This is a genomic window from Arthrobacter sp. AG258, from assembly GCF_004364695.1.
GTDB lineage: Bacteria > Actinomycetota > Actinomycetes > Actinomycetales > Micrococcaceae > Arthrobacter.
Genome location: NZ_SOBI01000001.1, coordinates 204,562 through 218,999, shown reverse-complemented (window position 1 = coordinate 218,999; position 14,438 = coordinate 204,562). Strand labels below are relative to the sequence as shown.

General features: G+C 67.5%; 13 protein-coding genes and 2 tRNA genes. 11 read left to right on the top strand and 4 right to left on the bottom strand.

Translation table 11 applies throughout. From position 1 onward, the window contains the following. Nucleotides 1-2: 2 nt before the first annotated feature. Genes DFO47_RS01010 through DFO47_RS00995 form a run of 4 tightly spaced genes read left to right on the top strand, consistent with a single transcriptional unit; the run spans nt 3 to nt 3,898 of the window. Nucleotides 3-1,166 carry a cystathionine gamma-synthase gene (locus DFO47_RS01010; RefSeq protein WP_018760526.1) on the top strand — a complete coding sequence of 388 codons (1,164 nt, stop codon included), beginning with the start codon at nt 3-5 and terminating at the stop codon, nt 1,164-1,166. Nucleotides 1,167-1,218: 52 nt separating this feature from the next. Next, the gene (locus tag DFO47_RS01005) at nt 1,219-1,725 is read left to right on the top strand and encodes a helix-turn-helix domain-containing protein (protein WP_026264312.1); all 507 of its coding nucleotides are present in this window, start codon (nt 1,219-1,221) and stop codon (nt 1,723-1,725) included. A gap of 5 nt (nt 1,726-1,730) precedes the next feature. Further along, nucleotides 1,731-3,092, top strand: coding sequence for an MFS transporter (locus tag DFO47_RS01000; protein ID WP_243835317.1), 1,362 nt, complete (start codon nt 1,731-1,733; stop codon nt 3,090-3,092). 35 nt (nt 3,093-3,127) lie between these two features. Then, entirely contained in the window at nt 3,128-3,898 is a 771-nt protein-coding gene (locus tag DFO47_RS00995) for an SDR family oxidoreductase (RefSeq protein WP_018760523.1), read from the top strand. 105 nt (nt 3,899-4,003) lie between these two features. On the opposite strand, the gene DFO47_RS00990 is transcribed toward DFO47_RS00995, so the two are convergent. The 4 genes from DFO47_RS00990 to DFO47_RS00975 are packed head-to-tail and all read right to left on the bottom strand — an operon-like array spanning nt 4,004 to nt 8,491. Then, the gene (locus DFO47_RS00990) at nt 4,004-5,179 is read right to left on the bottom strand and encodes an acyl-CoA dehydrogenase family protein (RefSeq protein ID WP_133830355.1); all 1,176 of its coding nucleotides are present in this window, start codon (nt 5,177-5,179) and stop codon (nt 4,004-4,006) included. After that, complete coding sequence (locus tag DFO47_RS00985) at nt 5,176-6,669, bottom strand: APC family permease (protein WP_109044327.1); 1,494 nt, start codon at nt 6,667-6,669, stop codon at nt 5,176-5,178. The genes DFO47_RS00990 and DFO47_RS00985 overlap by 4 nt, the downstream gene beginning before the upstream one ends. 13 nt (nt 6,670-6,682) lie before the next feature. Then, complete coding sequence (locus DFO47_RS00980; RefSeq protein WP_133830354.1) at nt 6,683-7,894, bottom strand: glutathionylspermidine synthase family protein; 1,212 nt, start codon at nt 7,892-7,894, stop codon at nt 6,683-6,685. Between the two features lie 3 nt (nt 7,895-7,897). Next, nucleotides 7,898-8,491: a Tat pathway signal protein gene (locus tag DFO47_RS00975; RefSeq protein ID WP_133830353.1), complete on the bottom strand. Its 594-nt coding sequence runs from the start codon at nt 8,489-8,491 to the stop codon at nt 7,898-7,900. A gap of 134 nt (nt 8,492-8,625) precedes the next feature. Between DFO47_RS00975 and DFO47_RS00970 the strand changes: the two genes are divergently transcribed. From DFO47_RS00970 to DFO47_RS00940, 7 genes are all read left to right on the top strand, one after another. Continuing rightward, nucleotides 8,626-9,279 (top strand): MOSC domain-containing protein, encoded by a 654-nt coding sequence (locus tag DFO47_RS00970; RefSeq protein ID WP_133830352.1) that lies wholly within the window; start codon nt 8,626-8,628, stop codon nt 9,277-9,279. A gap of 409 nt (nt 9,280-9,688) precedes the next feature. Further along, the gene (locus DFO47_RS00965) at nt 9,689-11,782 is read left to right on the top strand and encodes a DEAD/DEAH box helicase (protein ID WP_133830351.1); all 2,094 of its coding nucleotides are present in this window, start codon (nt 9,689-9,691) and stop codon (nt 11,780-11,782) included. A 295-nt stretch (nt 11,783-12,077) separates the two neighbouring features. After that, nucleotides 12,078-12,149: transfer RNA gene (locus DFO47_RS00960), tRNA-Thr, on the top strand. Nucleotides 12,150-12,210: 61 nt separating this feature from the next. Further along, nucleotides 12,211-12,284: transfer RNA gene (locus tag DFO47_RS00955), tRNA-Met, on the top strand. Between the two features lie 81 nt (nt 12,285-12,365). Continuing rightward, a complete protein-coding gene (yidC, locus tag DFO47_RS00950; RefSeq protein WP_109044332.1) occupies nt 12,366-13,175 on the top strand; it encodes a membrane protein insertase YidC in 810 nt (269 codons plus the stop codon). Nucleotides 13,176-13,197: 22 nt separating this feature from the next. Continuing rightward, nucleotides 13,198-13,755, top strand: coding sequence for a dihydrofolate reductase family protein (locus DFO47_RS00945; RefSeq protein ID WP_133830350.1), 558 nt, complete (start codon nt 13,198-13,200; stop codon nt 13,753-13,755). Between the two features lie 16 nt (nt 13,756-13,771). Beyond that, entirely contained in the window at nt 13,772-14,428 is a 657-nt protein-coding gene (locus tag DFO47_RS00940; RefSeq protein ID WP_018760514.1) for an SDR family oxidoreductase, read from the top strand. Nucleotides 14,429-14,438: the final 10 nt, after the last annotated feature.

Sequence of the window (14,438 nt, the reverse complement as noted above, 5' to 3'; positions counted from 1 at the left end):
CCATGACTGCCTCTGAGAACCAAGGCTTCAACACCCGGGCCGTCCACGCCGGCCAGGCTTTCGAGCCCCGTACCGGCGCCGTGGTCCCCCCGTTGCACTTCAGTTCCACCTACGCCCAGGACGGCATCGGCGGCCTGCGCAGCGGTTACGAGTACGGCCGCGGCGGCAACCCCACCCGGGACGCGCTGCAGGAACAGCTTGCCGCCCTGGAACTCGGGACGCACGCCTACAGCTTCAGCTCCGGCCTGGCTGCGGAGGACGCCCTTATCCGTGCCCTCACCCGCCCGGGCGACCACATCGTGCTCGGCAACGACGCGTACGGCGGCACCTACCGGCTGATCAGCCGCGTGCTGGGCGATTGGGGGATCGGCAACACCCCGGTGGACATGGCCAACCTGGACACCGTCCGCAGCGCCGTCGCTGCCAACAAGACGCGCTTCGTGTGGGTGGAGACCCCCTCCAACCCGCTGATGAAGATCACGGACATCGCCGCGCTCGCGGATATCGCCCACGCCGCCGGCGCCCTGCTGGTGGTGGACAACACCTTCGCCTCGCCCTACCTGCAGAACCCGCTGGCCCTCGGTGCCGACGTGGTGGTCCACTCCACCACCAAGTACATTGGCGGACACTCGGATGTGGTGGGCGGCGCCGTGGTGGTCAAGGACGCGGAGCTGGCGGAGAAGATCGGTTTCGTGCAGTTCGCGGTAGGTGCGGTTTCCGGGCCGATGGACGCCTTCCTGACCACCCGGGGGCTGAAGACGCTTGGCGTGCGCATGGACCGGCACAGCGAGAACGGCCAGGCGGTGGCCGAGTGGCTGCTGGAGCGTCCTGAAGTGGAGGCTGTGCTGTACCCGGGCCTGCCGACGCACCCCGGCCACGAACTCGCCAGGACGCAGATGCGCAAGTTCGGCGGCATGGTGTCCGTGCAGTTCAAGGGCGGTGAAGCCGCGGCCCGGAAGGTGGCGGAGTCCACCACCGTGTTCACCCTGGCCGAATCGCTCGGCGGCATCGAATCGCTCATGAACTACCCGTCAGAGATGACCCACGCCTCGGTGAAAGGTACCGAGCTGGCAGTTCCGGTCAACCTGCTGCGCCTGTCCTGCGGCATCGAGGACGTCGAGGACCTCATCGCCGACCTCGACCAAGCCTTTTCCGCAATACCGTAGCGGCGGCAGGGGAACCCTGGCTTTCTTGAAGAAAGTCAGCTAGGGTTCCCGTATGCCTCTCCGATCTGACTGGTCCCAACGCACCTGCAGCATGGCCCGCGGCCTGGACATCCTGGGCGACCCCTGGTCCGTCCTGGTCCTGCGCGAGGTCTTCTTCGGGAACGGCCGGTTCGACCCCATGAAGGCCCGCCTCGAAGTGGCCGACTCGGTCCTCACCAAGCGGCTCGCGGGTCTGGTTGAGTCCGGGCTGCTGGAGAAGAAGCCGTACGACGACGGCGGCCGTACCCGCCAGGAATACGTGCTCACCGCCATGGGTGAAGACGCACTCCCGGTCCTGAACGCGGTCACCATCTGGGCGGAGAAGCACCTGCCCGCGCCCTCGGAGCAGGCCCACCTGTACGTCATCCATTCGGGCTGCGGGAAACCCACCACCTCGGCCGACACCTGCACGAGGTGCGGGGAACGGCTCACCGCCGCGAACACCAGCTGGCACAGCCGGTCACGGTCCGAGCAGCCCATCCGGTTGTCCACCGCAGCCCGGGAGGGAACGGCCGCGTGAGCACCCTGCCCGAGGAAGCAGCCGAACTACCCGCCGAAGCCGCCGCCGGGCCGGACACGGTCCGGCGCCGCCGGCTGCACCCGGCATGGATCGTCGCCGCCGTGGCGTTCCTTGCGCTGGTCGGGGCGGCTGGATTCCGGGCGGCCCCCGGGGTGCTCATGGTCCCGCTCCAGCAGGAGTTCGGCTGGTCCACCACGGTCCTGTCGGCTGCGGTCAGCATCAACCTTGTCCTGTTCGGCCTGACCGCACCGTTCGCCGCCGCCCTGATGGAACGGTTCGGCATCCGCGCCGTCACGGCAACAGCCCTGGTCCTGATCGGCCTCGGCAGCGCCTTGACGGTGCTGGTGAACCAGTCCTGGCAGATCCTGCTGACCTGGGGCCTGCTGATCGGCCTCGGCACCGGTTCCATGGCCTTGGTCTTCGCGGCCACCATCGCCAACACCTGGTTCACCAAAAACCGCGGGCTGGTCATCGGCATCCTGACCGCCGGCAGCGCCGCCGGCCAGCTCGTCTTCCTGCCGTTCATCGCCCTCCTGGCACAGGACCCCGGCTGGCGGCAGGCATCCCTGCTGATCGCCGCGGGCGCCCTCGCCGTGGTCCCGCTGGTGCTGAAGTTCCTCAAGAACTCGCCCGCCGACGTCGGGGTGTTGCCGTACGGTGCCCTGCCCCCGGTGCCCGCGGACACCGTGATGCCGGACGGAGCCAAAGTCCCCGCAGCCGCGGACGGGCCCCGCGCCAACGCCGCCGTCCGCGCCCTCCAGGTCCTCCGCCGGGCCATCAAAGTCCGGACGTTCTGGGCGCTGGCGGCAGGTTTCGCCATCTGCGGAGCCACCACCAACGGGCTGATCGGCACCCACTTCATCCCCTCCGCGCACGACCACGGCATGCCCGAAACCACGGCCGCGGGACTGCTCGCCGTCGTCGGGATCTTCGACATCATCGGCACCATCGCCTCCGGCTGGCTGACCGACAGGTTCAATCCCCGCGTCCTGCTGGCCGTCTACTACCAGTTCCGAGGCATCGGCCTGCTGGTGCTGCCATTGCTGCTGAACGCCGAGGTCCAGCCCAGCATGATCGTCTTCGTGGTGATCTACGGCCTGGACTGGGTAGCCACCGTTCCCCCCACGGCCGCCATCTGCCGCGAAACGTTTGGTGCGGACGGCAGCGTGGTCTTCGGCTGGGTGTTCGCGGCCCACCAGCTCGGCGCCGCCGCGGCGGCCATCGCCGCCGGAGCCCTGCGGGATGCCACCGGGCACTACACCTACGCCTGGCTGGGTGCGGCGGCCATGTGCACCATCGCTGCGATCATCAGCGCCACCATCCGCCGGGACCGGAGTTCGCGGGCAGCGGAGCCGGCTGCGGCCTGAACCAGCGCCCCACAAGGCGGCGCTAGGCTGGTCGGATGGAATCAGACGCACCCGCCGCTGCCCGCCCCGTTGCCCTGGTCACCGGCGCCGGGCGCACCGGGAACATCGGTGCCGGCATCACCCGGCAGCTGGCCGCCGATGGCTGGGACCTCGTCCTCTCGTACTGGGCGGGCTATGACGCCCGGATGCCGTGGGGGAGTGAGCCGGACGATGTCCTCCGCCTTACCGCCGAGCTCGAAGCCATCGGCGCCACGGTCCACGCCGTACCCGCAGACCTGCAGGACCCCGGTGTGCCGGACAGGCTGGTGGCCGAGGCCGTGGAGCTGGCCGGTCCGCTGCGGGGCCTCGTGCTCAGCCATGCCGAATCGGTGGATTCGGGGGTGCTGGACACCAGCGTGGAGTCCTTCGACCGGCACTTCGCGGTGAACACGCGCGCCAGCTGGCAGCTGATCGCCGCGTTCGCCCGCCAGGCCCCGGACGACGGCGGCGCGATCGTGGCACTGACCAGCGACCACACCGCGTTCAACCTTCCCTACGGCGCCTCCAAGGGTGCCCTGGACCGGATCGTCATTGCCGCCGCACGCGAGCTGGGTCCACAGCGCATCTCGGCGAACGTCCTGAACCCGGGGCCCATCGATACGGGATGGATGACTCCCGACCTAAAGGAAGCGCTCACCTCCCAGCAGCCCACCGGCCGCCTCGGCACCCCTGCAGACGTCGCCGGAACGGTGGCGTTCCTGCTCTCGCCCGCCGGGCGCTGGGTCTCCGGGCAGCTGATCAAGGCCGACGGCGGCTTCTCCGCCTGAGCTCCCTGCGGCCCCGTTCGCCCCGCGCCCTCCCAACTGGCTCGCACTAGATGTCGTTTTGGACCGCCAAAACGACAACAACTCCGACCTGGTTGGGAAGAAGGGTCAGTGGAAGGCGCCCAACCCGGTGATATGCCTGCCCAGGATCAGGGTGTGGACCTCGTCGGTGCCTTCGTAGGTCCGGACCGACTCGAGGTTCGCGGCGTGCCGGAGCGGTGAGTAGTCGCCGGTAATGCCGTTGCCACCCAGGATGGTCCGGGCTTCGCGCGCCACGGCGATGGCCTCGCGGACGTTGTTCAGCTTGGCCAGCGAAATCTGCTCCGGCCGGAGGGCCCCGGCGTCCTTCAGGCGGCCCAGGTGCAGTGCCAGGAGGGTGCCCTTCTGGATCTCCAGCAGCATGTTCACCAGCTTCTCCTGCGTAAGCTGGTAGCCGGCCAGCGGTTTGCCGAACTGCAGGCGGTCCAGCGAATAGGCCAGCGCGGCCTCGTACGAGTCGCGGGCGGCGCCCATCGCGCCCCAGGCGATGCCGTACCGCGCCTCGTTCAGGCAGGTGAACGGGCCGCGCAGCCCGCGGGCCGCAGGCAGCAGCGACTCCGGACCCAGCCGGACGTCGTCGAACACCACGTCGCACTGGATGGACGCGCGCATGGAGAGCTTCTGCCGGATGGGCGTTGCCGTCACGCCGGGGGTTCCCGCCGGCACCAGGAAACCGTGCACGCCGTCGTCCGTCATGGCCCAGACCACCATCACCCCGGCCACCGAGGCCAGGCCGATCCACCGCTTGGCGCCGTTCAGCACCCACCCGGCGTCATCCCCGCTGCCGTCCCGCTCGGCGAAGGTGGCCATGGCGGCAGGATCTGAACCAGCGCTGGGTTCGGTCAGGGCGAAGCAGCCGATCACCTCGCCGGCGGCCATCCGCGGCAGCCACTCCTGCTTCTGCTCCTCCGAGCCCCAGGTGTGGATGGCGGTCATGGCCAGCGAACCCTGGACGGACACGAACGTGCGGATTCCGGAGTCGCCCGCTTCCAGTTCCATGGCCGCGAGTCCGTATTCGACGGCGGTCCGGCCCGGGCAGCCATAGCCTTCCAGGTGCATCCCCAGGACGCCCAGCTCGCCGAGTTCGGTGGCCAGCTCCAGCGGGAACACCGCGTCCTCGTACCAGCGGGCGATATCCGGTTTGATCCGTTGGCGGGTGTAGTCCCGGATGTGCTCGCGGAGCTCCAGCTCGTCTGCTGACAGCAGGGAGTCGAGGTCCAGGACATCGGACGGGCCGGCGCTCAACGCTTCACCTCGAAGTAGCCGCGGGTGGCCGGCAGGAACCTGCACACGGCTGCCAGGACCACGCCCAGCGCCAGCAGCACCACGCCGCTGACAAAGGCACCCCCGACGCCGAGGATCCGGGTATTCCCGTACGCCGGGTCCCACATCTGCACGGCGGAGACGAAGAACGCAGCAGTCAGCAGCACCGCCCCGAGGAGGGGAAGGATGCCGCGGAACCAGAGGTTCCGTGCTGAGTCCCGCAAGGTGGTCCGGAAGTACCAGAAGCAGGCGTACCCGGTGAGGGCGTAGTAGAACGCGATGAACAGGCTGATGGCGCTGATGGAGTCAGCCAGCAGGTTCTCGCTCAGGAAGCTCATGGCCACGTAGTAGGCAGCAGCCGCCCCGCCCATCACCTGGGTGGAGAAACCGGGCGTCTGGTTCCGCTCGTGGACCTCCGCGAATTTCGCCGGAAGGGCCCCGTGGACACCCATGGACAGGGTGCCGCGGGCCGTTGGCAGGATGGTGGTCTGGGTGGAGGACAGGACGGAAGCCAGGACCGCGACGACGATCAGCCAGCCCCAGGGTCCCAGGACCACGTCCTTCATGGCGAGGAAGACATCGTCCTTGTTTGCCTCGTTGCCCAGGCCGATGCCCTCGGAGCCCACGGTGGCGTACATCATCACCAGCAGTGCCACCGAAACGTAGATCGCCATCAGGACGAACGCTGAAATCACGGCCCCGCGGCCGGGCGTACTGGCGGGGTTCTCGGTCTCCTCGTTCACGGCAAGGCAGGTGTCCCAGCCCCAGTAGATGAACAGGGCAAGGAGGGTTCCATGCACCACGGCTCCGGGATCGGCGAAGGCTCCCGCCGGGTTGAACCACTCAAAGTCGAAGGCCTGGCCCTCCGGGGCGCCGCCCACGATCCGCGCCACCAGGGCAAGGGCGAAGACGCCCAGGGCGATGTACTGGACATAGGTCAGCACCCGCTGGACGTGCTCACCCAACCGGATACCGCGGTAGTTCACCAGGGTCATCAGGACGATGAACAGCAGGCCCGTGGCGGTGACCACCACCTTGTTCTGCGCAAGCGATCCGTCACCCACCAGCAGCCACACATACTGGCCGGCCACCTGGGCAAGGTTGGCCAGGACCACAATCCCGGCCAGTGCCACTCCCCAGCCGCCCAACCAGCCCGCCCACGGGCCGAAAGCCTGGCGGGACCAGGTGAAAGTGGTGCCGCAGTCCGGGATTGCACTGTTGAGCTCGCGGAAGGCGTAGGCGATGAACAGGACCGGGACGAATCCCAACAGCAGGATCAGGGGAGTGTAGTTGCCGTTCACGGCAACGATCAGGCCCAAGGTGGCGGCCAGCGAGTACACCGGGGCAGTGGAGGCCAGCCCCAGCATTACCGAGTCGCCGAGGTCCAGGATCCCGGCCCGCAATCCCTTGCCCGGCACCGGGGCGCCGGGCCCGCTGCCGGGGCCTCCCGTCGTCGTGATATCCGTGCTCATGCTGTCTCCGGGTTCATAGGACGATACCTGCCTTGCTGGAGTTGGCCACGGCCGAAAGCGGTGCCGGTGCGTCGATGGTGTTGGGTACGAAGCGGCAGAAGTAGTCCGTGACCGGGCCGTCGGATTCCCGGATGCCGCAGCCCACGGATTCGCCGTCCACCACCCAAAGGCCCAGCACGGGACGGTTGCCGTCGAAGTCGGGAAGGGCATGGTACTGCTGGTAGCACCAGCCCTCGCGGCCGTAACCGCCGGGCTGTTCCACGGTGAGGCCGTCCGCGTGGATCCGGATGTTGTCGCCTTCGCGGCCGTGCAGGGGCTTGGCCACCCATTCCTTCAGCGGCCCCGGGTCCGTGAGGTACGCGGGCAGCAGGTTGGGGTGGTCCGGGTAGAGGTGCCACAAGGCGGCCAGCAGGGCTTTGTTGGAGAGCAGCATTTTCCAGGCCGGCTCAACCCATCGCGGATTATGGGCACGTTCCAGGAGGCGGGGCCCGAACTCTTCCTTCATCATCAGCTCCCACGGGTACAGCTTGAAGATGGTGCTGATCATGAAGTTGTCCAGGTCCACGAACCGGTTCAGGTTGGGGCCCCAACCGATATCCGACATGTTGATCCCGATGGTGGTCCATCCCGCCTGGCTGGCGACGTCGCGCATGTACGCGGCGGTCATCCAGTCCTCGCCGGATTCCTCCACCTCGGAGTGGGCCACGTGGAGGGTGCTCATGCCGGTGCGGTACTGGAACTTCTTCCACTGCCGGATCAGGGCCTCGTGGATGCCGTTCCACTGGTCCTTCTCCGGGAACACGTCCTGCAGCCAGAACCACTGCGCCACGGAGGCCTCGATGAGTCCGGTGGGGGTGTCGGCGTTGTATTCGAGCATCTTGGCCGGGCCGCCCCGGCCGTCGTAGATGAAGTCGAACCGGCCGTAGACGTCCACGTCGGCGGCCTGCAGGGATTCAGCCGCCAGCTCCAAGGCCTGGGGGCCGATGCCGATGCTCCCCATGGCCCCGGTGGCCAGGAACTTCGCCGCCTCCAGGCACATCCGGTGCATGTCCTCGGCCGCGACCTCAAGAGTCTCCACCTCGTCCATGCTGAACTCGTAATACGCCGATTCGTTCCAGTACTCGATCCGGCGTCCGTCGTCCATGGTGGTGGTGGAGAAGACCAGGCCCTGCTCTTCGATCTTCTGCTTCCAGCCGGGCCGTGGTTGGGATGTCAGTCTCTTCACCGCTCAGCCTCCCGAGACCTTGCCGCCGCCGCCACTCGAGCCGCTCTTGGCGCTGGAACCAAACCCGCCGCGGCTGACCGTGCCGCCCTTGCTGCTGTACCCCGTGGAGGCCTTTGCCCCGCTGGGGATGGTCCGCGTGTAACCCGGCGCCGTGGACCTGTTCTGGCCCACCGGCGGAACGCTGGCCCCGCGGGAGTAGAAATACCAGGCGTAGACGCCGCCGCTGCGGCCGGCGGAGCTGTCGCAGTTGGTGTCCTCGACGCGCTCGCCGGTGTCGTCGTTGAAGCAGACCTGCGCGTATTCGGGGTCATCCTCGTTGCTGGCCACCACCGCCGTGATGGTTCCCGCCAGGAGGGCCGTGACGCCCAGGCCCACCACCACCGTGCGTCGCTGGGAACGCTTCTTCCGCGCCGCAGCGGCGTTGAGCTGCTTTTCGCGCTCGCGGGCAAACGGATCCACTGGTGGGACGGGCTCGTTGAGGAGGTCGGGGCGCAGCTCCGGCTTGGGGACCTGCCAAGGCGGCGGCTTGACGCTTCCGCCTCCCTCCGGAGGTGTTTTCTCCGGGTCCTCTTTCGGGTCTTTTTCGTTCGAGTCCACGGCCGTCCCCCTCGGTTGTCAACACTATTTGGGCGCAGCGCTGCACCCCCACCTGCAAGTCTCGACCCAGCGTAGTCCCTGCAACAGTGAGTTGACGAGATTGGCACCACCGGCAGGAACCCTAGACTGAAGCCATGGAACCAGCTTCTGTCCTCGCCGTCTGCTGCGTCCACCAGCTCCTGGGAGACCAGGGAAACGTTGGAGTCACCGCGATCGACAAACGCGCGTCCGAAGGTCCCGTGAAGGTGCACAAGTTGGGCGTGCACGGGGACATCCAGGCCAACCGGGTCCACCACGGCGGCGAGGACCAGGCCATCTACGCCTACTCGCAGTCCGACGCGGACTTCTGGGCCGGGACGCTCGGACGCGAGCTGCCGCCGGGAATCTTTGGGGAGAACCTGCGGGTCTCCGGCATCGAACCAACCAACGCGGTGATCGGGGAGCGCTGGCAGGTGGGCGCCGACGTCGTCCTTGAGGTCACCTCTCCGCGCGTCCCTTGCGCCACCTTCCAACGCCGGATGAAGGAACCCCAATGGGTGAAGCGCTTCACCGAGGAAGGGCGGGTGGGCGCCTACCTGCGCGTCATCCGCACCGGCACCATCCAGGCGGGCGATTACATCCACCAAACATTCGTGCCGCGCCATGGAGTCACCATCGGCCGGTGGTTCAGTGCGCCCGACGCGGAGGCCGTCGAGGCCCTCCGCGATGCCGAGGCCGACGGCGAAATCAGGCTCCAGGAGGAATACCACACCAGGTTCGAGGCACTGATGCGGAGGCTGGGGGAGTAGCCGCCACAAGCCCCGTTGCGCGCTGTTCCCGGGCCGTGTGCGCAAGCTCACCGCCGTCGTCGGGCCCTTGATTTCCCGCAGGCGGTGTCCGTCCCTTACACTTGAAATATCCCCCACTCCGGAAATCCCTTATTCCTGCCCAATTTTTGAGGCAGGACTGGCAAGTGTTGGGGCCCGCGCAAGCGATGCGGGCATTTTCATAGGGAGAGCCGGCTAAAGAAAACGCTGTACAGACTGCTGGGATAGCAGCCAAGAGATGCAGCGCGAAGTCCTGCCACGGGATTGCGAAAGCGCCGGACTTCTGTGACCGGCCGGTCAACGTCTGCCCGGCACCATCGGCACGTGTACTGCGGCTCCGCTCACCTCGGGTTGTGCCGCCTGGCCCCCTATGGATGAGGAATATCTCCCTATGCCCGAAAACCAGAACGAAACCACCGCTGTTGTCGAGGACGCCGCCGAGGCTCCCGTAACCGCTCCCGCCGCAGCCCCCGCTGTTGAAGCGCCTGCTGCCGAGGCTCCCGCCGCGGAAGCCTCCGCTGCTGAGGCGCCCGCCACGGCCACCCCTGCTGCGGACGAAGACGAAAACACCGTCAAGTTCGCCGATCTTGGCATCGATGGCCGCGTCCTGGCCGCCCTGCAGGACGTCGGGTACGAAAAGCCGTCCCCCATCCAGGCAGCCACCATCCCGCTGCTGCTTGAAGGCCGCGACGTCGTGGGCCTGGCCCAGACCGGCACCGGTAAGACTGCAGCATTCGCAGTACCGGCACTGTCCCGCCTGGCCGAACTCCACGACCTCAACGGCCCCTCCCGGAAGACCCAAGCCCTGGTCCTGGCTCCCACCCGCGAGCTGGCGCTCCAGGTCGCCGAAGCGTTCACCTCCTACGCCAAGCACATCGATGACTTCACCGTGCTGCCGGTCTACGGCGGGTCCGCCTACGGCCCCCAGCTCGCCGGCCTCCGCCGCGGCGCCCAGGTGGTTGTGGGTACCCCCGGCCGCGTGATCGACCACATCTCCAAGGGTTCCCTGGACCTGTCCGAACTCCAGTACCTGGTGCTGGACGAGGCTGACGAGATGCTGCGGATGGGCTTCGCCGAAGACGTGGAGCAGATCTTCCAGCAGACCCCGGAGGACCGCCAGGTGGCGCTGTTCTCGGCCACCATGCCGGGTCAGATCCGCCGGATGTCCAAGCAGTACCTCAACAATCCGGCCGAGGTCCAGGTCAAGTCCAAGACCACCACCGGTGCCAACACCCGGCAGCGCTACCTGCAGATCATGGGCCCGCAGAAGCTGGACGCGCTGACCCGCATCCTTGAGGTCGAAGACTTCGACGGCGTCATCGCCTTCGTGCGGACCAAGATGGCCACCGAGGACCTGGCCGACAAGCTGAAGTCCCGCGGATTCCAGGCTGCCGCCATCAACGGCGACATCCCGCAGCAGCAGCGCGAGCGCACCGTTGACGCGCTGAAGGAAGGCCGGATCGACATCCTGGTGGCCACCGACGTCGCCGCCCGTGGCCTTGACGTCGAGCGGATCAGCCACGTCATCAACTACGACATCCCGCATGACACCGAGTCCTACGTGCACCGCATCGGCCGCACGGGCCGTGCCGGCCGTTCCGGCGAAGCGATCCTGTTCATGACGCCGCGGGAGAAGTACCTGCTGCGTTCCATCGAAAAGGCCACCCGCCAGCCGGTGGAACAGATGCACCTGCCCACGGCCGAGACCGTGAACACGCTGCGCCTGGGCAAGTTCGCCGAGCGCATCACCGAGACCCTCGCCTCCGAGGACGTCGCGGCGTTCCGCGACCTCATCGCCTCCTACGAGGAAGAGCACAACGTCCCGGCAGCAGAGATCGCTGCGGCCCTTGCCGTGATGGCGCAGGGCGGCCAGCCGCTCCTGGTCAAGGAGCTGCCCGCCGCTCCTGAATTCCAGAAGCGCGAGCGCTCCAAGGACGGCTTCGGTTCCCGCGGGCCCACCCGCGCGCTGACCGAGGGCAATGCCACCTACCGGATCGCCGTGGGACGCCGCCAGCGCGTCATGCCCGGCTCCATCGTGGGCGCCATTGCCAACGAAGGCGGCATCTCGTCCGCGCAGATCGGCGGGATCGACATCCGCTCGGACCACTCCCTGGTGGAGCTGCCCGCAGACCTGAGCCCCGAGCAGCTGCGCGCCCTGTCCCGTACCCGGATCGGTGGCGAGCTGATCCACCTCGAGCTGGACAACGGCCGCAGGCCTTCCGGCGACCGTCCCAGCTACCAGGGCAACCGCGGAGGCAACTTCAAGGGCAACGGCGGGTTCAAGAAGGAATTCCGGAAGAACGACGGCGAACGGTCCTCTGCTGAGCGCGGCGGACGTTCTTACACCGAGCGGTCGGAGCGGTCCTTCAGCGACCGGGGCCAGGCCGGCGACTCGCGCTTCGGTGGCCACGGCGACGGCTCCCGCAAGCCCCGCCACGGCGGCGACAGCGGACACCGCGACTTCAACCGCAAGGGCAAGTGGTAAACGCCCCGCGTTGAGGAATTGACGACGGCGATGGGCCGGCTTTCGAGCCGGCCCATCGGCGTTTAAGCGCCCGGGTGTGGGACTCGCCACATTCGTGCCCCGGAGCGCTGGGCAGGGGGCCCGAAAAGACCGCTGCCGCCGTCGTCCTCCTTGCTGCCCTTTGCCCCTGCAGCCCCGGAATTACGGGGAAAAACAACCTTTCGCGGACCTCCAAAGAGCCTGTCCAACCGTCCGGGAGGGGCTCCAGGCGCCGATTTGTTGGTGCGGAAATCTTCCGGTAGAGTATTTACTCGTTGCCCCCCTAGCTCAGTGGTAGAGCGCGTTCTTGGTAAGAACGAGGTCACCGGATCGATTCCGGTGGGGGGCTCTGAATGAGGGCCTGCGTCAAGGCGGTTTTGACCGGCTTGACGCAGGTTTTTCTCATTCGTGGCGGTGTAGCTCAGTTGGTTAGAGCGCACGACTCATAATCGTGAGGTCGGGAGATCGAGCCTCCCCACCGCTACAGGCTAAGCCCCCGGAATCCGCAAGGATCCGGGGGCTTTTCTGTTTCCCGGATCGGCAGTAGCTTTGCAGCAACTGGCGGATGGGTGATTCGGTGGATGTTGTTGCTGCGGTCCTGGAGCCGTTCCGGTGGCTGGTGTCCGTCATCATGGTGGCTTTCCACGACGGGCTCAGTTCGGCGGGAATGCCTCCGGCGGCCGGCCTAACATGGACCCTGGCCATCGTGGGCCTGGTCCTGGTGATCCGTGCCGCCCTTATTCCGGTGTTCCTGGCCCAGGTCCGGGCCCAGCGCAGGATGAGCCGCCTGCAGCCGGACCTGAAGGAACTGCAGGACAGGTACAAGGGCAGGACAGACCAGGCTTCACGGCAGGCCATGGCCCAGGAGCAGATGGCCCTGTACCGGAAGCACGGCACCAATCCCTTCTCCGCGTGCCTGCCCCTGCTGATCCAGGCGCCGTTCTTCCTGGCCCTGTTCCAGGTCCTGTCAGGGGTCTCAAACGCCTCGCAGCAGGGGACCGGCATCGGCGCCATGGGCCCGGCGCAGGTGGCCCAATTCGACTCGGCCAGCATTTTCGGGGCACCCCTGTCCGCGTCCCTGGTTCACGGCGGGGGCGATCCCGCCACCGTGGCCGTGCTCGCTGTCGCCATGATCCTGTTGATGATCGGATGCCAGTTCCTGACCCAAAGACTCGTGGCTGCACGGGCCATGGGCACGCAGGACCCGGGGAGCCCGCTGGTCCGGCAGCAGAAGATCCTGCTGTATGTGCTGCCGCTGGTTTTTGGCGTGGGCGGCATTTTCTTCCCCATCGGCGTGCTGGCCTACTGGACCGTCTCCAACCTCTGGACCTTGGGGCAGCAGTACCTGGTGGCACGAAGTCCTGGGCCTGCATGAGTTCCACGTGCAGAATGGGCCCATGGCACAGCTGATCTATTCCGGAATCATGTCCCTCGACGGCTACACCGCGGACCGGGACGGCAACTTTTCCTGGTCCGCCCCCGACGAGGAAGTCCATGCCTTCATTAACGACCTCGAACGGGAGGTGGGTACGTACCTTTTCGGCCGCAGGATGTATGAGGTCATGTCGGCCTGGGAAACATGGGACACATCGGATGAACCGGCCGTGATCCAGGACTATGCGCGGATCTGGAAGGGGGCGGACAAGGTGGTGTACTCGACGGCTCTTGACGCCGCGGCGACACCCAGGACCCGGGTGGAACGCCAGTTCCGGCCGGAGGATGTGCGCAGCCTGAAGTCCGCCAGCGGCAAGGACATCGCCATTGGCGGGCCCACGCTCGCGGCGCACGCCCTGAATGCCGGCCTCGTGGACGAGTACCGGCTGTTCATCACCCCGGTGGCCGTCGGTGGCGGCCTGCGTTTCCTGCCGGACGGCCTGGAGTCCGGGCTGGAGCTCGTCGATGAGCGCCGCTTCGAGGCGGGCACGGTGTACCTGCGTTACAGATGTCTGACCTAGCAGGCAGAATGGGGGCATGACACGCATCGCCATCATTGGCGGCCACGGGAAAGTGGCCCTCCTCCTGTCCGCCCTCCTGACCGGGGAGGGCCACAGCGTCACCTCGTTCATCAGGAATCCCGACCATGCAGCGGACGTTCAGGAGACCGGCGCCACGCCGGTGGTCCTGGACGTCGAGAATGCCACCACGGCGGACATCGCCGGCGCACTCCAGGGCCATGACGCCGTGGTCTGGTCCGCGGGTGCCGGCGGCGGCAACCCTGACCGGACCTACGCCGTTGACCGGGACGCTGCCATCCGCTCCATCGACGCCGCCGGCCAGGCGGGCGTCAACCGCTACGTCATGGTGTCCTACTTCGGCGCAGGCAAGGACCACGGGGTCCCCGAAAGCAACAGCTTCTTCGCCTATGCGGAGGCCAAGGCCGCCGCGGACGAGTACCTGCGCGGTACCGCGCTGGAGTGGACCATCCTGGGCCCGGGTGCCTTGACTGACAAGCCCGGAACCGGCCTGATCGACGTCGACCCGTCACCTGACGGGGACCGCGACACATCGCGGTCCAACACGGCGATCGTTGCGGCGGCGGTGCTGGACCTGCCCCAGACCGCTGGGCGGACCATCGAGTTCCGCGACGGCACCCTTCCGGTCTCCGCCGCCCTGGGACCGCGCGCCTAGGCGCCGGGCA